The organism is Campylobacter gracilis (assembly GCF_018374135.1).
Taxonomy (GTDB): Bacteria; Campylobacterota; Campylobacteria; order Campylobacterales; family Campylobacteraceae; genus Campylobacter_B; species Campylobacter_B gracilis_A.
In genome coordinates, this window is sequence record NZ_JAHAFS010000003.1 from 73,854 (window position 1) to 91,004 (window position 17,151).

Consider the following 17,151-nt stretch of genomic DNA (forward strand, 5'->3'; position numbering starts at 1 on the left):
GGCTTTAGAAACGGTCAAATTTAATGGAATTTTAGCTTAAATTTCAGCGTGAAATTTTACGAGTAAATTTTGTTACGGAATTTTACTTCGGAGGTTTTACATTCTGGGTTTTGCGGATTAAATTTTAGCAAAATTTTAAGCTGAGAATGCTGTGATGAAATTTTGCTATCATATAAATTCCGCTTACATAAAATTTTGAGCCAACGCAATTCCGCAAAATTCTACGACTTAAATCATCGTAAAATTTTGCGGTTTAAAATTCTGCTTGCAAAGCCTTACAGCTCTACGATCTTGAGAATTCCACGATCGCTTTGGCAAGCTCTCTAGTAGGATCAACGAAAATTTTATCGCTTTTGATTAATGGCAAAAATAGCGGCAGCTCGGTGCAGGCAACGACATAAATATCAGCATCGATTTTGCCTAGCAAATTCTCAAAAGCCCCCACGTATTCGGCAGTCTTGCCCGCCTTAACACCTTTGTAGATGCAATCCATCAAAACCGCTTGATTTTCTTCGCCGAGATCCACGCTGATTAGCCCCGCTTCTTTGAGCGGATCGTCGTAAATTTTAGCTTTTTTTGTACCGATAGTGGCTAGCACGGCGATTTTATGAGCGTTTGGATAATTTTTACGGATCGCTTTTACAGTAACCTCGGCGATATGAATTAGCGGGATTTCCGCCGCAGATTCTACATCGTCTGCAAAAAAATGCGCCGTGTTACACGCCATCGCAAATGCCTTGCAGCCTGCATTTTTGAGCCTAACGGCACTCTCGCTTAGGCGCGGAAGCGGATTTTCACCTTTGCCTAAGATAAATGCCGTGCGATCTTCAATCTGCGGATAGCTATCAATTACAAGCGGAATATTTTCTTGATCGCTGCCCGCAGCAGTCTCTTCTATAATCTTCATATACAGATCCGCACTTGCCAAAGGTCCCATTCCGCCGATAATCCCAACTCTTTTCATAGCTCGTCCTTTCTAAATTTTATTTTGGGTTAATCCTCCCACTTACTCATATCCATTTCGTTTTCGCTCTTTGCGACGTAGATCGACGCCACAACATCGCCCGTTACGTTCATCGAGGTTCTCCCCATATCCAAAATCGCATCAATGCCTAAAATCATTCCGTAAGCGATCGCTACGTTACCGCTTACCTTGACGCCGATAGACTCGAGCACCAAAAGCAGCATCAGCGCACCAGCTCCCGGAACTCCGGCAGTTCCGATCGCCGCAAGCATCGAAGTGATAATGATCGTGAGGTAGTGGCTGCTATTTAGATCGATACCGCAAGCATTAGCGATAAAGAGTGTGCACACGCCCAAATACACGGTCGTGCCGTTCATATTCACCGTAGCGCCCACGGGTAAAACAAAGCCGTAGATTGCCTTTGGAATTCCCATATCTTCGGCGGTTTGCATCGTAATCGGAAGCGTGCCGTTGGAGCTACGGGTAACAAAAGCCGTAAGCATCGGCGGGCGCACTTTTTTAAGGAATTTAATCGGGCTAACTCCGATAAGCATACAAATAACGCAATAAACTGCAAATACTTGGATCGCAAGTCCCACGTATAGGGTAATCGTGACGTTTAGTAGCGAGCTAAAAGCCTCGATGCCGCTTTTATTAAACACTACAAACATTAGCGCAAAAACACCGATTGGTGCGTATTGCATCACCCAGTGCACGACCTTAAACATAATCTCGCTCATTCCATCAAAAAAATTATAAACCGTATCGGCAGAGCTTTTGATACGCGCGTCGCTACTGTCGCGGCAAAACGCAAGCCCCACGCCGAAAAATAAGCAAAACGCGATAATCGGCAAAATTTCGCCCTTGGCTATGGAATCAAAAGGATTCGTAGGAATTATATTAAGCAAAATTTTACTCATACTAGGCGCGTTTGCTGCCTTCTCGACGGCCTTGGACGCATCGCTTAGATCAAGCCCGCTACCTGGAGAAAATATAAACGCACACGCTAGGCCGATGATGATCGCAAAAAGCGTCGTTATAGCGTAAAATATGATCGCCTTAACGCCTACTTTGCCAAGGTGCGCGGGCGAGATGCTGCTCGTGCCTACGATGAGCGAACAGATAATGATCGGCACCATGATCATCTTTAAAAGTCTCACAAAAAGATCTCCCAAAGGCGTTAAAATCGCCACCCACGTGGTATCGCCCACCGGCATATTTTTAGGTAGCAACATACCGATCGCAGAGCCCAACACTAAAGCGATAATGATGCGCCAAAGCAAGCTTGAGTTAAAATAAAAAGCTAAAATTCCGCCTTTTTTCGTTTGTTTTTCTGACATGGACATCTCCCTGCACTAAGAATTTTAACGGAATTCTACCGCAACTTGCCATAAAATAAAATTTAATCAGTCGCCAAATGAAAGTTAAATTTGAAAATTCGATCACAAGCTTAACTGCATTTTAAAGCTGAAATTATGCGACAGGCTTTGTCTTTTGAAGTTATGAAGCAGAATTTCAAAGGAAAAACGACGCATGAAATTTATAGAATTTTGCGGATTTTGATGCTGTGAAAAGCTAAAAATTTTGTGGTGGTGGGCTCACTAGGACTTGAACCTAGGACCATCCGGTTATGAGCCGGATGCTCTAACCAACTGAGCTATGAGCCCGCCAGCGGTGAAAAAGAAATGTGATTTTACAAAAATAATCTTAAAACGGCGTTAAAATTCTAACCGCGTAATTTTATGGAACTTAGACTCACTCAAATCGTGGCTAAATTTCGGCGCCTTGCTATAAAACGCTTACCCATATAAATTTTTCCATGGTAATTCTACGTCCAGTTCCTTATTGCGACGAATGCAGATCTTATCCACAGGATTAAAGATTGTATGTAAAGATTTAGCAATCACGATAGCGCCTGGAATTCCGATGATAGTGACGAACTGGGCAATAACAGCAACAAGTCCTACGATATATAGCCAAATACCGAAAAGCAGGATATAAACGACCTTAACGATAGTCGCGTAAGCATGATAGCTCTTACGCAGAGTTCCGCCGGATGGATTATTCTTTTTACGCACCATATCGTGTGTAAAAGGCAAAAATAAGAATTTGCCGTATTCCATAAGACCTAACCCCACGGGAGCGGTCACGACTAAAACGGTCAGGATCAAACCCGACAAATAGGTCAAGATAGCAAGGATCCAACCAGCCATAAAAAACCAAATAATGTTACCTAAGATACGCATATTTTACCTCTTTATAAATTATGCAAATCAAGCGAACCACCTGCCTCGAGCGGCTCACACAGCCTCTCATCCGTTTTGCAAAGCATTTGGCGGCAACTCGCGCGAAAAGACGCGCCGAAGCGCTATGGCGCAGCAAGGCGCTAAAAACGTGTCGAAACACTAAGAGATACTAAGGCGCACCCCCCTTTAGCGCAACGCGCCCACGCCTGCGGCTATGGCGTGCAAAACGAGCCTTGTGCGTGCAAAACTCCCGTACGTAAAACGACTGCGGAACTATAGGGGGGAGTAACGATTGGCAACAAGCGCTTTTGCGCGATAAAATTTTACCCTGCAAATAGCTATGGCAAGGGGGTTTGCAAAATTTAAAATTTATTTTGACGATAGAATTTTGAAAAATTTTATAAATTTTATGAAATTTGCGAACCAAAATTTTAGAATTTTCACGGCGCGGTAAAGCGAAATTTTAAAATTCTGCCGCAGATTTTGATATGGATTTTGACGCGAGCTTTGATGCGAAGGCCTTGCCTTCAAATTTGGCGCGAAGTTTCGCAGCATAAATTTTAACGAAAACCCTACAACGAACTTTAGCGAAGGGCTTGTAGTAAATTCCAAAAAACCCTACGGCACAAAGTTTAACTAAAATCGGTGCGGCGACACCGTATTCAAAAACGGCAAAATTTCACGCTTGAAAAGCGGGATTGTATCGCTCGCTAAGTCTCAAAGCTTGGCAAATCCGTGCGCGCAAAATCTCGCAGCACATTACTAGCGGATTTTTATACTCGCGCTCTTAAAATTCTGCGATACGTTGCTTCGCAAAAATTATCACGCTGCAAAATTTCAAAAGCCTAGCGTCGCGCTACTTTGCAAACTTCTAATGCCACTCTACCGTAGACGGATACTACATTATTTTACAAAATTTTAATCTCATGCCGTCTCGAAGCCTGGCGTTATGCTACTATGCATTCTAGCTTCGTGGTGCGCAGAGCCAAGCCGATCTGAGCCGATGCTAGCCTAATCCTCCGCTTCGCCATCCGCCGCAATCGCTTCAAGGCTTAAAATTTCATCGACGTCCTCCAGCTGCGCTACGCCGCTTCCGGCGATGCTTCTGATGCTTGCGTGCATCGCGATCGCGCCGTCTCGCGCACGTGCGATCTGTTTTTCGCGCTGTTTCCAGATGCGCTCCATCGCGTTGCGCTCCTTATTTAGGCTCTCTTGCATGCCGACGAATGCCGAGACGATCGTCTTTATCTGGTTGGCAAACTCGGGCGAGGTCAGATAGTCGTAGAGCATCGCCGTTTTGCTATCTTGATTTTGACCCGATCTTTTGGCAAACGCAAGCGCCACTACATGTTCGCGCAAGACGGCGCAAAGCCCCTTAAATTCCTCAAACGAACAGATCCAGATGCTAGCATCGCTCGGCGCTTGGTGCAGCCTAGGGCTGTGAGGCGGCATCTGCTCGGTGACGATAACGCCGATCTGCGCGCCCTCGCCTATCATATCGTCTTTGAGTTTGTCGATCCATTTGGGCTCGAAGCTTTTCGTGCGCTTGCTCTCGTATAAAATTTTACCGCAGCCAGCAAACTCCCTCGTATGCACCATCTGCACGCAGTCTGCGCCGCGCGCGCCCTTTTTGACCTCATCTATCTCGTCCAAAGGAAAATTTAGCCGCAGATACTCCTGTAGCGCGAGTTCCTGCACCTCGCCCTGAAGCTGCTGCGAGCCCACCTCCGAGCGGCGCTTAAGCTCGTTTATTTGGCCGATTAGGCTTTGGATCTGCTCATCTTTTTGGCGGAATTTCAGCTCGTTTTCCTGCGAAATTTGCTTCGAAAGCCGCTCGCGCTCCTGATTCACGCGGTTGGTTAGCTCGATCTCGGATTTAGCTTTATTCTCGGCTTCAAGCTCGCTAAATTTACGCTTTTGCGCCTCCATTTCGGCCTTTATTAAATTTAACTCGGAAATTCTTTGCGATTTTTCTTGCAGCTCCTTTTGTAAAATTTCAAATTTCGCCGCGTTTTCGCTCTCGATCTGAGATTTCGCAAGCGCTAAAATTTTCTCCCGCTCGCTATTTAGCGCAGAATCGGTCGCCGCTTTTACGCGCTGCTCGAAGGCGTTTTCCTTCGCTTGCAGCTGCGCCAGATGCTTCGCGTACTCCTCGCGCTTAGCGGCGATCTCGGCTTCAAATTTAAGCGTAGCTTCGTTTTGCTGCTGTTGCCACTTTCGCTTCTGCTGCAAAATTTCATCTTCAAATTTAGCCTTGATATCGCGTTGCAGCGCCTCGTCTATATCAATCTGAGAGCCGCAGTGCGGGCACTTTACGTTAGCCATCTTTGCCCCTTAAACTTTGCTCTTTCATCTTTTCAAATTCCTGCGAAATTTGCGCGGCATTGGGCTCATCCGCCATCTTATCGAGCACGGAGTTGTAGCGATTTACGAGCAGTATCGCAAGCGCCGAAAAGCAAAAGCCCGGCAGCAGCTCGTAAACGATCGCCGAAAGCCCCGATAAGATCCAGCAAATGACCGTGATACCGCCTACGAGCATACCCACTAAAGCCGCGAGCGCGCTCATTTTTTTAGAATACAGGCTGAAAAGAAGCACCGCTCCAAAGCTCGCGCCAAATCCCGCCCAAGCGTTTCCGACGACGTTTAGCACCGTATCGTTTGAGCCGAATGCCAAGATCGTGGCAACCGCGGCGATGATTACGACGGCGATGCGGCTGCTTAGCGTCTGCGTGCGCTCGCTCACCTCTTTTTTATAAAACGCGAAGATAAAATCCTTCGTAACCGCGCTCGCGCTTACCAAAAGCTGGCTTGAAATAGTGCTCATAATCGCCGCCAGCACCGCAGATATTATCACGCCCAGGATGAATGGATGAAAGAAAATTTTACCGAGCTCAAGGAAAATTTTTTCGGGATCGTCTATGCTAAGACCTTTTTGCGAAAAATAGACAAAGCCGATCAGACCGCTAAGCATCGCGCCTACTAGCCCTAGCACCATCCACGAAATTCCGATGCGGCGCGCGCTATCAAGCTCGCGCGAGCTTCTAATCGCCATAAAGCGCACGATGATATGCGGCTGCCCGAAGTATCCGAGCCCCCAAGCAAGCAGACCCAAAACGCCTAAGAAGCTTTGATTATAAAATAGATCGAGGTGGCTCGCGCCGTATAGCCGCACCTGCGCAAAAAAGGAGCTGTCCGCAGGGATCTGCAGCGCGCGGTAAGAAAACAGAGGGATCAAAATAAGCACCGCAAACATCAGCGCCCCTTGAAACGCATCGGTGATCGCGACGGCCTTAAATCCGCCGAAAAAGGTATAAAACACTACGATTAAGATCGTAGCGATCGCGCCGTAGGTAAAGCTTAGCCCGAAAAAGCTCTCAAATGTCTTGCCGCCCGCGATGATGCCGCTGCTAACATAGAGCGTAAAAAATATGATGATCAAAAGCCCCGAGATGATGCGAAGCGTCTTGGTGCGGTCTTTAAAGCGGTTTTCTAAAAAATCCGGGATCGTGACGCTGTCGCTTGCTACCTCGGTGTAAATTCTAAGCCTTTTTGCAAGAAATTTGTAGTTGCACCACGCGCCCACGCAAAGTCCTAGGGCGATCCAAATATTACAAATTCCCGTCGCGAACATCGCACCCGGCACTCCCAAAAGCATCCAGCCGCTCATATCGCTAGCGCCCGCGCTAAGTGCCGTCACGAATGGACCCAGGCGGCGATTATCGAGCAGATACTCGCTTAAGCTCGCATTCTTGTCATAATAATACCTACCTATAAAAATAAGCGCGCCGAAATATATCGCGATTGCGCAATAGGTCCAAAAGCTCATCGTTGCCTCCTTTTAAAAAAGTTAATTTTACTCTATTTCAAATAAAATTTTACTTTCGGAATTTAGCCAGATTTTAACGAAATTTTAGTATTCTTGCCGTTTAAATTTTAAGAAAAAGGCGCCTTGGTTGAACGAGAAAATTTTAAAGGTCGTATTTGTTTTGACTGTAATCGCCGTGGGGCTTTATTTCACCTATCCCGAACTGAGCGAAGCGCAAAAAATTTCATACGCCAAAAGCTACGGCATCACTCTTATTTTGACCTCCGGCGGCATTGTGATCGGTATCGCGTTAGGATTTATGCTGGCATTTTTAAAATTTCTAAACAATAAATTTCTAAGTTTCATTATCGACGAATACGTAGATATAATCCGCGGAACTCCGATCGTTATCCAGCTGATGGTGTTTGTGTTTATTATCTTTGCTACGTGGAGCAATAATATCGCAGCTGCGATCTTTGCGCTGGGGCTTAATAGCTCAGCTTACGTCGCGGAGATCGTGCGCGGCGGCATAAATAGCGTCGATCGCGGCCAGATGGAAGCTGCGCGCGCGATGGGTCTGGGATACGGTACGGCGATGAAAGAGATCATCTTTCCGCAGGCGATAAAAAATATCCTGCCTGCGCTTGCGAATGAGTTTATTAGCCTATTTAAAGAGACCTCGGTCGTGGGCCTCGTAGCAATTACTGATCTTACGTTTTTTTCAAAAAGCATGCAGGCTGCGCTTTATACCGTCCAGCCGATACTTTTTGCCGCAGTACTTTACTATGCAAGCGTGAAATTTTTCTCGTTTTTAGTAAAAATGCTAGAAAGTAGGTTAAACCGCAATGATTGAAATATCAAATTTAACCAAATCCTACGGCAATTTATCGGTGCTAAAAGGAATTTCAAAGACCATAAATAAAGGCGATATCGTAGCGATCATCGGTCCAAGCGGCGGCGGTAAATCAACCTTTTTGCGCTGCTTAAATCTGCTTGAAATTCCAAGCGGCGGCACTATTAAAATAGACGGCGAGGATATTACCGATAAGCACACCGATATTAATAAAATTCGCCGCAAAGTTAGTATGGTCTTTCAGCATTTCAACCTCTTTGCAAATAAAAACGTGTTGGAAAATTTAACTCTAGCACCCATAAAAGCGGGCATTTATACTAAAGAACAAGCCTGTGCAAAAGCAGAGGAGCTGCTGCAAAAGGTCGGTCTTAGCGATAAGGCCTATACTTATCCGCACAAGCTTAGCGGCGGGCAAAAGCAACGCATCGCAATCGCTAGAAGTTTGGCGGTAAATCCGGACGTGATTTTATTCGACGAGCCCACTTCGGCGTTAGATCCCGAGATGATCGGCGAGGTGTTAGGCATAATGAAAGAGGTCGCCAAAGAGGGCATTACGATGCTTGTGGTAACGCACGAGATGGGCTTTGCACGCAATGTCGCAAATAGGATTTTTTTTATGGAGGGCGGTAAGATCGCTGTGGATGATACGCCTAAAAACGTATTTGAAAATCCGCAAAATCCGAGATTGAAAGAATTTTTAAATAAAATTTTAAACCACTAAAGGAGAGGGAAATGAAAAAATTTATGAGATTTCTAGTTGCGGGCGCTTTGCTTTGCGGTTCGCTAGTCGCTAAAGACATCACCAAAGATACGCTCATCGTGGGCACGAACGCCGAGTATCCGCCGTTTGAGTTTGTGGATGAAAACTCCAAAGTCACCGGCTTTGATATGGATTTGGTAGCCGAGCTTGCCAAGCGCGCGGGGGTGAAATACGAAATTTTAAATATGAGCTTTGACGGGCTAATCCCTGCGATTAAAAGCGGTAAAATCGATATGATTGCTTCGGGAATGAGCGCGACACCGGCTCGTAAAAAGGCTATCGATTTCACAGCTCCTTACTATAAAGTCGAGAATTTATATGTCAAGCGCAAGGACGATAACTCGTTAAATTCTAAGGCAGATCTGCAGGGTAAGCGCCTTGCCGCGCAGCTAGGCACCATTCAAGAGCTTGCGATCAGAGATATCAAAGGCGCCGAAGTTAGCGCTACGGAGAACGTTTTTGTAGCCGTTATGTCGCTGAAGAACAAAAAGATCGATGCGCTTTGCGTGGATTCATCCGTAGGCTACGAATACCTCAAGAAAAACGACGATCTAACCGCATTTTTTAAAGAATCCGACGGCAGCGAGGGCTTTTCGATCGCATTTGATAAGGGCAAATATCCCGAGCTACTCGCTAAATTTAACGCGGCACTTGAGGAGATGAAAAAGGACGGCAGCTACGAAAAGCTTTTGGAAAAGTATAATTTAAAATAATCCGCAAAATTTAGGCGCAAATTCCTCTCATAGAATTTGCACCGCTTAAGAGGAATCCTATGAAAAAGATATTTTTAGCGTTTGTCGTCGCGTTTTGTATTCAAGCGGTTGCAAAAGATAATTACACCATAGCTGCATTCAGCGGCCTCTCTGAAGATCAAACCCTTATCTTCCAATTCTCCAAAGCTCGCAATGCTGCGGGCAAAATATATCGCAAGGTTTATAGCCTTCCTTGTAAGCTCAAGAACTTACGTATCATTGCTATAGGAGCTTCCGAATGTTTTAAAAGCAATAAAGATTTCAAAAAATTTCAAAAAGAGTACAAGCAATCGATTGAATCGGTGATAAAACCCGGCAAGCGCTACTACGTAAATTTAATCGATCGTGGCAATGACGCCTATGTTTGCGACGCAAGCGATCCTAAAAGCAATCTGCGATTGGACCTAGTGGCGGCGGGATTTGCCGTACCGACAACCGACGATAGCGAACTTCTTTTAAAAGCTGCTGAGGAAGCCAAAGAGGCTAAACGTGGAATGTATAGCGCAAAATTTTGGGATGTTACCAACTGCATCCTAAACGGCGTGCCGATGCCTAAAAAAGATAGATGAGCGAAATTTATGCGCTTAGCGACGATAGCTTAACGCCGCCGCAGACTATCTTTTCGCAGATAGATGAAATTTTACGCTGCGGCGTAAAGCTCGTGCAGTATCGCAGCAAGCTCGCCGCGCAGGATGAAGCTTTAATCCGCTCTCTCATCGGTCTTTGCGAGGATTACGGCGCCAAACTCATCATCAACGACGATGCGGTGCTTGCCAAAAAGCTTGGCGCGCACGGCGTGCATATCGGAAAGGACGATGGAGAGACGGCGCAGGTGCGCGAGTTTTTAGGCGCGGATAAGATCGTCGGCGTTAGCTGCTACGCTGATCTTGCTCACGCGCAAAAGGCCGAGGCGCAGGGCGCTAGCTACGTAGCCTTCGGCTCGCTAAGGCGCGGCAAGACAAAGCCTAATGCGCCGCTTTGCCCCGATGCGCTCGTGCAAGAGGCGCGAAAATCTTTAAACCTCCCAATCGCCGTAATCGGCGGGATAAGCTTAGAAAATTTAAATGAAATTTTAGCCCTCAAGCCCGATTATATCGCGATGGTAGAGGCGATCTACAGACCCGCTTCGATCACGCAAAATTTAGCAAATTTAAAGGAAAAAATGGATGAATATATTTGACGCCGTGATTTTAGGCATCGTTGAGGGGCTGACGGAGTTTTTGCCCGTAAGCTCGACCGGGCACATGATCCTAGCTGCGAAACTGATGGGCTTGCAGCAAACCGACACGCTTAAATGCTTCGAGGTCGTTATCCAGCTAGGCTCGATTTTAGCGGTCGTGGCGATGTTTTACAAGCGGCTTTTAGTCGATTTTAAGCTCTGGTGCAAGCTCGTCGTGGGCTTTATCCCTACCGCCGCGATCGGATTTTTGCTCTATAAAAGCATCAAATCGCTATTCGCACCGCAGACCGTCGCTTACGCGCTGATCGGCTGGGGCATTATTTTTATCGCAGTCGAGCTCTTTCGCAAGGCGCGCCCTAGGGAGAATGAACTAGAGCATCTGGATCAAATCTCATACGTTCAGGCCTTCATCATCGGGCTTTCGCAATGTTTTGCGATGGTGCCTGGCACTTCGCGCAGCGGCGCCACCATCATCGCAGGGCTTTTGTGCGGGCTAAGCAGAAACCTAGCCACACGCTTTAGCTTCCTACTCGCGATCCCTACGATGTTTGCGGCGACTTTCTACGACACCTATAAAAATTTAGACACCTTCGCGCAAAACTCCGACAATATCACGACCTTTCTCATAGGCGGGGTAGTGGCGTTCATCGTGGCGCTTGCGGCGATTAAGCTATTTCTAAGCTTCGTTTCGAAGTTTGATTTTATCCCGTTTGGAATTTATAGAATTCTAATCGGCGTCGTATTTTTCATCTTCGTTTTTTAAACGCAATCATCAAAGGAATTTCATGAGCCTAGCAAAAAATATCGGCGCATTTTTAAAAGACAGATTCAGCCTCCTATCGGTATTTGACGGCGCGGTGCTAAACGCATACACGCTAGTTTTGGTATTAAATTTAGCGCTCGGGTTGCTTCTTATCGCGCGCGGCGGCGAGCTACTCTCTGCGCAGGCGCTGTTTTTTGCGGCGTCCGCGATCTGCGGCGTGACGATACTTTTTTTCGCGCTTTACGCGCTTAGCTTTTACAGCGCTAGGCTATATAAAATTCTCGCCTTTGCACTTCTGGCGATAAACGTGGTCTTTGCGATCGCTCAGATTTTTTTGATCTTTAGCCTGGAGCTTACCTACTCGCACGGCACGCTGGACGCGCTAGTGCAAACTACGCCCAAGGAGGCCTTTGAGTTCGCGCATGCGTTTTTAAATTTCAAGCTGATCGCGGCTTTTTTGGCGCTTTTAATTTTCGTCTTCGCTGCCCTTAGGCTTAGAGTGAGCCAGCGAGCACGGATGAAGCTATGTCGCGCGATAAAGCTAGCCTTTTTGCTTAGCTTGCTCGTTTTTATCGCGCATGCGGCATTTAAAAGCTACGTAGCCAAAAGCTCGAAAATGCGCGCCAGCATCATAATCGCGCTAAATAAAATTCCGATTTATAACTTTGCTTTCGTTACGAAGGATTATTTCGGCGCCGATTTTAAAAGCGTGCGCGAGCTGCAAGCGGGATACCAAAGCATTTACGCCTTACATTCGCATAAAACCGCGCCAAACCGCATCTCAAACGTCGTTTTCATTATCGGAGAGAGCCTGCAGCGAAATTTCATGAGCCTATACGGCTACTATCTGCCCACCACGCCGAATCTGCAAGCGCTTGAGCAAAGCGGAAATTTAATCGCCTTTAGCGACGTCGTCTCGCCGGGCGCCAAGACCAACGACGTGTTAAAATACGTGCTAAATTTTGGAAATTACGAGAGCGAAAAGCAGCGCCCGTGGAGCGCCAACCTTGACATCGTAAATCTCGCGCGGCTGGCAAACTACGAAACCTTTTGGATCAGCAACCAGGAGCGCTACGGGCAGTGGGCGGTCGCAAGCGGCGCGAGCGCGCAGATGACGGATCACTCGGACTTTACGAACCAGATCCCGGTTTACAAATACGCCTATTCGCTCGACGAAGTTATGCTGCCTAGTATAAGAAATTTCAAATCCGGCGCGAAAAGATCGCCTCTTGCGCGCAAGGACGAAAGCTCCGCCGCAGAGGTAAATGGCACGCAGAAAAAGGATAAATTTTTCATCCTTCATCTGATGGGCTCGCACCCAAGCTACGAGTTTCGCTATCCAAAAAGCTTTGCCAAATTTAGTGCCGCAGATATCTCGCGCGAGCCGCTTGATGGGGGGCAGAAAAAAGAGCTCGCGCACTACCTAAACACCGTGGCTTACAACGATTTTATCGTGAGCGAAATTTATAAAATTTTTGCAAGCGACAACACGCTGATAGTCTATTTCAGCGATCACGCCCAGAGCCTTTATCAGTACCGTGGCAAGCTAATCCACGGCAGCATCAACCGCTTCACGCTCGAAATCCCGCTGATTTTCATGGCGTCGGATAAGTTTAAAGAGCAAAACGCTGATCTTTGGGCGCGCATCGCAGCGGCCAAAGACAGGCCGTTTTTAAACGACGATCTCATCCACGCGATTGCAGAAATTTTAGAGATGACCGACCTGCCCGAGTACGATCCCGCTCGCTCGGTGATAAACGCGGATTTCAACGCCTCGCGTCCGCGCATCATCGAGGGGGTCGATTACGATAAGGTTTATAGGCTGCAGAAGGAATTCGGCGAGTAAATTCGGTGAAATTTTGCGCCTTTTAGCAGCGCAGAATTTCACCTCTTAAAATTTGTGCTCTTATCGCAACTGCTCGCGCCTTAATTTAGCTTTCGCACGGGCGCGTCAATTTCCGCCGCCACGAGCTCTGCGATAAAATTTCTCGCCGCGGAAGTCTGCCGAGTAAAATTCAGCTTTGTAAAATTTTAAAATTTACGGCACAGAATTTTCCATGCGTTTACGAAATACAAAATTTGCGAAGCTAGTTCGAATAACAAAATTTTGAAATTTCGGAATTTTAAAATTTGGCGGTGTAAAATTTATCCGCGCGGCACGGAATTCTACCGCTCAAATTTCATGGCGCAAAACTTCTCGGCACAAAATTTACCGCTAGAATTCAGCCCGCAATTTAAAATTTCAAAATCCCGCGTCGCGAAATTTTATGCCAAAGAATTTCACACCCCAATCGGCACGGAGTATCTGCTACCCGAGCCGTGCATAAAATTCTACGCTTTGAAATTCCAAGTCATGAAATTTTACGCTACGAAATTTCACCGACAAAATTTTATGTCGCAAAATCCCGCGCCGTAAAATTTAAAAGCAGCTCTTGCTATAAAATTTCGCGAGCTCAATTTACGCTGCCGCAGCGGTATTTGCCTGCTACGAAGGTGATTTTATCGCGAATTTTAGCGATCTGCCTTAGCGCCTCCGCCAAGAAATCCACGTCGCTTTCGTCATGGATGAACGAGAAGCTAGCCCGCACCCAAGCGGGTTTGCGCGACATTTCGGTATCGGGCTGTAAGCCGAGCAGATCAAAGCCGTAAGGTGCTGCACAGTCGCAGCCTGCGCGGGTTTGGATCTCAAATTTCTGCCCGAGCACCCCGGCTAGCGCGTCCGCGCCAAGCCCTTGCATATTAAAAGCAAAGATCGGCACGCGCGGCGCGGTTAAATTGCCGTAAATTTCAATCTCGGGGATTTTTGAAATTTCGCTTATGAAGTGCTTGCAAATCGCCTCTTCGCGCGACTTGATCGCCTCTAGCCCCGCGCTTTTGCGAAGCTTTAGGGCAAGATAAGCTCGCACCAGCGCGATGATGCCCGGCGTGCCTGCTTCCTCCAAGCGCTCCTTGTCGATTATAAAGCGCTGCGTTTGGGCGTCTGCGTATTTGATCGTGCCGCCTCCCGCGAATATCGGCTCCTCACCGCGCAAAAGCTCCTTTCGCGCCGCCAAAATTCCGCTAGCGCCCACGCCGCCTAAGAGCTTGTGCGCGCCGAAAAACACTCCGTCGCAAAAGCCGAGATCTACGTTTTCGTGCGCGATGAGCGCGCTAGCGTCCACAAACAGCCGCCCGCCGTGCGCTTTTAACATCAAGTAGGCGCGCTTGTAATCTAGCTTAAGCCCCGTCACGTTCGATGCCGCGGTAAGTACGCCGTAAATTTCGCGCCCTTTGTTTGCGGATAAAATTTCGCCCAGCCGTGCAAAATCCATCAGCCCGCTTGGATCCAGCGGCACGCGCACGACCTCGCAAAGCCCCTGCCTTAGGCTGATCTCCACGGAATGATGCTCAAAAGGCGAGATGATGAAAAGCGGCAGCTCTTTTATGCTCTCGCGCCGCAAGCCGAGCCTGTCTCGCGTCGCTGGCGGCAGGTAGATGCCTAAAATTTCCCAGAGCTTCTTTATCGCCGCAGTCGCGCCAAATCCGCACGAGATCAAATAGTAGCGCTCTTCGCAGCCTAGAAGCTCTTTGATTTTGGCCCTTGCGTTTTCGTAGTAATCGCTCGTAATCTCGGCGCTCTCTCCGCCTGCGGAGTGGACGTTGGCGTATGTTACAAGCACGCGCTCGATCTCCGCTTCTATAGGGCGATATGCAAGCCCAGACGCGGCAAAATCGAAGTATTTAATCCCCTCTTTTAAGATGATGTTTTCTTTGATCGTTTGAAAATCCAAAGCGCGACTCCAAAATTTTTGCAAATTATATCTAAACTCGCTAAAATTACGCCCGCAAGGAGGGCGAAATTTACGAGTTAAAAGACACTGCGCGAAATTTAGGCGATGTTGGTATCGACGCGATTTTGCAGTTTCATTTCGTATTTGACGAGATAGGTTGCATAAGCGGCTACGCGGACGTTTTCGAAGCGATCGAAAATGAAATTTTGCTCTGCTTTGAACGTCTCGGCGAGCGTTTTAAATTCGGCGGCGAGTGCGAAGAGCAGATCAAAAAAGCGCTGATGAAATTCGCTAGAAGCGACCGCAAAAAAATAGGAATTTCAAAAATCTTGCCGCGATTTACAGCGCAAAAAATCACCGCAGATCTCATAAACGCGAAGTTTCTAATCACCGAAAAATCAAGCGAGCAAAGGGCGCAAAAAGCCCGTAAAAACGACCGCCTCCCGCGCGCGCTGCGCCGCTACCATATCACGGACAAGGTCCATTTCAGCAGCAACTTTGCGAGGTTTTGGTTTAGATTTATCGAGCCGAACCTGCCCGCGCTGCGACGTGGCGAAATAGGGCGCGTGCTAAGCCTGATCAAAGCGGATTTCAACGCCTACGCGGGGCTCGGGTTTGAAATTTTAAGCAAAGAGTTGCTCGCGAAGTATTTAAATTTAGAGATTTCGCAAATTTCGAGCTTTTGGAACAAAGAGGTCGAGATCGACATCTACGCGAAATTTGAGAGCTTTTGCATCGCGGGCGAGTGCAAATACAAGGAGCGAAAAATTTCAAAAAACGTGCTAAACGAGCTAATGTTAAAATGCGAAAAAGCGTGCCTCGCGCCCGATCTACTCGCGCTGTTTTCCAAAAGCGGCTTTAGCGGCGAACTACGAAACCTAAAAAGCGATAAAATTTTACTCTTTTCGCTCGAGGATTTTAAAATTTTACTTTGAACTGCGCGCCAAAAAAGCCTAGAATATGGCGCGAGCGAGCGGTGCCGTGCGCGTATGGTATGCCGCAAGAAATGAGTGGGGTGCTATCGACGGATACGCTATCTACAGGCGGCACGGGCAGAGCATAGGTGAGCATAAGGCATGGTAGACGCGCTATCGATAGGCGGTATGAAGGTGTGTTTGAGCGGACGGGGCGCTATGGATAGGCAGACAGCACGCCATCTGCACGCAAGCTTGCACCTCTCGCAAACAAATCGCGAAAAGTTTATCTTTGCATATCAGAGCGACCCTCGTCGCAAAGGCTGCAAATTTGTATCATTCGCGCACAAACCTCACGCCCTAAATTCCTCAAATTCAGACTATTTTTTCACCTTGATCACGTATGGGACTGATTTGATCACGCCTTTGGAAAACAGCGTCTTGGTGTCCGCATATACGGCGTCAAGCTCGGCTTTTGAGACATCCGCATCGCTTACCTGCACGTCCTTGTCGTAGTATTTCTCGATCACGTCGATCGCGCCTTTTTGATCGCTCGGCGAGAGGGCCTTCAGCTGCTTTAAAATCAGTGCTGATTTGATAAACGCGCTCTTGCCATGCACCGGCGCAAAGATCAATTTTACGTTGCTGTTGCGAAGATACTTCGTGATCCTCTTCATCTCCTCGGCGCAATACGGGCACTCCGGATCACCCACGATGTAGGTCATATAGGGGTTGTTTTTATCAAACGACTCGATATAGGCAAATCTCGCGGGATCTATGCTCTTTAGCAGCTCAAGCGCGGCGGCGTCCCTGGCGTCCTTTAAAATTTGAGTTCTCATCTTAAACAGCGCCGCATCCGCCGCGTCTGCAAGCTTAGGCTCCTCAGTCACCGCCACTAGGCTTTTGGCGTCGTCGCTAGCCAAAAACGCCTCTTTTTTATCGCCCGAGCGGACGATCAGTAAATTTAGCCCGTTTAGCGAGTTTAGCTTGTCGATCGAGATGAGCTGAGCGTTTTTATCATTTAGACTTTGCTTTAGGTTTTTTACGAACTCCGCTTCGTTCGCATTCGCGCTAAGCGCAAAAGCCGCACACGCAGCCAAAACGTAGATGAGTTTTTTCATAGCTTCCCTCCCCTTAAAATTTC

At 47.4% G+C, this 17,151-nt stretch carries 17 protein-coding genes and 1 tRNA gene; 10 read left to right on the top strand and 8 right to left on the bottom strand.

Features of this window, described 5'->3' with window-relative positions; all coding sequences use genetic code 11:
• Positions 1–283: 283 nt before the first annotated feature.
• The 6 genes from KH703_RS02245 to putP all read right to left on the bottom strand — a co-directional run bounded on the left by KH703_RS02245 (position 284) and on the right by putP (position 7,036).
• Positions 284–964, bottom strand: a complete 681-nt coding sequence (locus tag KH703_RS02245; RefSeq protein WP_304293753.1) for an aspartate/glutamate racemase family protein — start codon at positions 962–964, stop codon at positions 284–286.
• Between the two features lie 29 nt (positions 965–993).
• On the bottom strand, positions 994–2,304 hold the full coding sequence (locus tag KH703_RS02250; protein ID WP_304293755.1) for a dicarboxylate/amino acid:cation symporter: 1,311 nt from the start codon (positions 2,302–2,304) through the stop codon (positions 994–996).
• A 250-nt stretch (positions 2,305–2,554) separates the two neighbouring features.
• Positions 2,555–2,631 (bottom strand) — tRNA-Ile (locus KH703_RS02255).
• A 132-nt stretch (positions 2,632–2,763) separates the two neighbouring features.
• A complete protein-coding gene (locus KH703_RS02260) occupies positions 2,764–3,210 on the bottom strand; it encodes a YccF domain-containing protein (RefSeq protein WP_304293756.1) in 447 nt (148 codons plus the stop codon).
• A gap of 1,011 nt (positions 3,211–4,221) precedes the next feature.
• The gene (locus KH703_RS02265; protein ID WP_304293758.1) at positions 4,222–5,535 is read right to left on the bottom strand and encodes a DUF2130 domain-containing protein; all 1,314 of its coding nucleotides are present in this window, start codon (positions 5,533–5,535) and stop codon (positions 4,222–4,224) included.
• On the bottom strand, positions 5,528–7,036 hold the full coding sequence (gene putP, locus KH703_RS02270; protein WP_304293759.1) for a sodium/proline symporter PutP: 1,509 nt from the start codon (positions 7,034–7,036) through the stop codon (positions 5,528–5,530). Before putP ends, KH703_RS02265 begins: the two co-directional genes overlap by 8 nt.
• Before the next feature lie 169 nt (positions 7,037–7,205).
• Between putP and KH703_RS02275 the strand changes: the two genes are divergently transcribed.
• From KH703_RS02275 to KH703_RS02310, 8 genes are all read left to right on the top strand, one after another.
• Positions 7,206–7,868 (top strand): amino acid ABC transporter permease, encoded by a 663-nt coding sequence (locus tag KH703_RS02275; protein ID WP_304293864.1) that lies wholly within the window; start codon positions 7,206–7,208, stop codon positions 7,866–7,868.
• The gene (locus tag KH703_RS02280; protein ID WP_304293761.1) at positions 7,861–8,589 is read left to right on the top strand and encodes an amino acid ABC transporter ATP-binding protein; all 729 of its coding nucleotides are present in this window, start codon (positions 7,861–7,863) and stop codon (positions 8,587–8,589) included. The genes KH703_RS02275 and KH703_RS02280 overlap by 8 nt, the downstream gene beginning before the upstream one ends.
• Before the next feature lie 11 nt (positions 8,590–8,600).
• Positions 8,601–9,341 carry a basic amino acid ABC transporter substrate-binding protein gene (locus tag KH703_RS02285; protein ID WP_297949778.1) on the top strand — a complete coding sequence of 247 codons (741 nt, stop codon included), beginning with the start codon at positions 8,601–8,603 and terminating at the stop codon, positions 9,339–9,341.
• Between the two features lie 59 nt (positions 9,342–9,400).
• Positions 9,401–9,949: a hypothetical protein gene (locus KH703_RS02290; protein WP_304293764.1), complete on the top strand. Its 549-nt coding sequence runs from the start codon at positions 9,401–9,403 to the stop codon at positions 9,947–9,949.
• Complete coding sequence (gene thiE / locus KH703_RS02295) at positions 9,946–10,560, top strand: thiamine phosphate synthase (protein ID WP_304293765.1); 615 nt, start codon at positions 9,946–9,948, stop codon at positions 10,558–10,560. Before KH703_RS02290 ends, thiE begins: the two co-directional genes overlap by 4 nt.
• Entirely contained in the window at positions 10,547–11,323 is a 777-nt protein-coding gene (locus KH703_RS02300; protein WP_304293767.1) for an undecaprenyl-diphosphate phosphatase, read from the top strand. Before thiE ends, KH703_RS02300 begins: the two co-directional genes overlap by 14 nt.
• A 22-nt stretch (positions 11,324–11,345) precedes the next feature.
• Positions 11,346–13,169, top strand: a complete 1,824-nt coding sequence (locus KH703_RS02305; protein WP_304293769.1) for a phosphoethanolamine transferase — start codon at positions 11,346–11,348, stop codon at positions 13,167–13,169.
• A gap of 261 nt (positions 13,170–13,430) precedes the next feature.
• Positions 13,431–13,739 (top strand): hypothetical protein, encoded by a 309-nt coding sequence (locus KH703_RS02310; RefSeq protein WP_304293771.1) that lies wholly within the window; start codon positions 13,431–13,433, stop codon positions 13,737–13,739.
• 37 nt (positions 13,740–13,776) lie between these two features.
• Here KH703_RS02310 and KH703_RS02315 read toward each other — a convergent pair whose 3' ends face one another.
• The gene (locus KH703_RS02315; protein WP_304293773.1) at positions 13,777–15,093 is read right to left on the bottom strand and encodes an aminotransferase class V-fold PLP-dependent enzyme; all 1,317 of its coding nucleotides are present in this window, start codon (positions 15,091–15,093) and stop codon (positions 13,777–13,779) included.
• A gap of 125 nt (positions 15,094–15,218) precedes the next feature.
• Between KH703_RS02315 and KH703_RS02320 the strand changes: the two genes are divergently transcribed.
• A complete protein-coding gene (locus KH703_RS02320; RefSeq protein WP_304293775.1) occupies positions 15,219–16,028 on the top strand; it encodes a DUF234 domain-containing protein in 810 nt (269 codons plus the stop codon).
• A gap of 25 nt (positions 16,029–16,053) precedes the next feature.
• A complete protein-coding gene (locus tag KH703_RS02325) occupies positions 16,054–16,176 on the top strand; it encodes a hypothetical protein (protein WP_304293777.1) in 123 nt (40 codons plus the stop codon).
• Positions 16,177–16,387: 211 nt separating this feature from the next.
• Here KH703_RS02325 and KH703_RS02330 read toward each other — a convergent pair whose 3' ends face one another.
• The gene (locus KH703_RS02330; protein ID WP_304293779.1) at positions 16,388–17,128 is read right to left on the bottom strand and encodes a hypothetical protein; all 741 of its coding nucleotides are present in this window, start codon (positions 17,126–17,128) and stop codon (positions 16,388–16,390) included.
• Positions 17,129–17,151: the final 23 nt, after the last annotated feature.

Excerpts from the sequence above, each read along its gene's own strand:
- KH703_RS02245 (WP_304293753.1), bottom strand. The coding sequence starts at position 964 with ATGAAAAGAGTTGGGATTATCGGCGGAATGGGACCTTTGGCAAGTGCG.
- KH703_RS02250 (WP_304293755.1), bottom strand. The coding sequence starts at position 2,304 with ATGTCAGAAAAACAAACGAAAAAAGGCGGAATTTTAGCTTTTTATTTT.
- KH703_RS02260 (WP_304293756.1), bottom strand. The coding sequence starts at position 3,210 with ATGCGTATCTTAGGTAACATTATTTGGTTTTTTATGGCTGGTTGGATC.
- KH703_RS02265 (WP_304293758.1), bottom strand. The coding sequence starts at position 5,535 with ATGGCTAACGTAAAGTGCCCGCACTGCGGCTCTCAGATTGATATAGAC.
- putP (WP_304293759.1), bottom strand. The coding sequence starts at position 7,036 with ATGAGCTTTTGGACCTATTGCGCAATCGCGATATATTTCGGCGCGCTT.
- KH703_RS02280 (WP_304293761.1), top strand. The coding sequence starts at position 7,861 with ATGATTGAAATATCAAATTTAACCAAATCCTACGGCAATTTATCGGTG.
- KH703_RS02285 (WP_297949778.1), top strand. The coding sequence starts at position 8,601 with ATGAAAAAATTTATGAGATTTCTAGTTGCGGGCGCTTTGCTTTGCGGT.
- KH703_RS02290 (WP_304293764.1), top strand. The coding sequence starts at position 9,401 with ATGAAAAAGATATTTTTAGCGTTTGTCGTCGCGTTTTGTATTCAAGCG.
- thiE (WP_304293765.1), top strand. The coding sequence starts at position 9,946 with ATGAGCGAAATTTATGCGCTTAGCGACGATAGCTTAACGCCGCCGCAG.
- KH703_RS02300 (WP_304293767.1), top strand. The coding sequence starts at position 10,547 with ATGAATATATTTGACGCCGTGATTTTAGGCATCGTTGAGGGGCTGACG.
- KH703_RS02305 (WP_304293769.1), top strand. The coding sequence starts at position 11,346 with ATGAGCCTAGCAAAAAATATCGGCGCATTTTTAAAAGACAGATTCAGC.
- KH703_RS02325 (WP_304293777.1), top strand. The coding sequence starts at position 16,054 with ATGGCGCGAGCGAGCGGTGCCGTGCGCGTATGGTATGCCGCAAGAAAT.
- KH703_RS02330 (WP_304293779.1), bottom strand. The coding sequence starts at position 17,128 with ATGAAAAAACTCATCTACGTTTTGGCTGCGTGTGCGGCTTTTGCGCTT.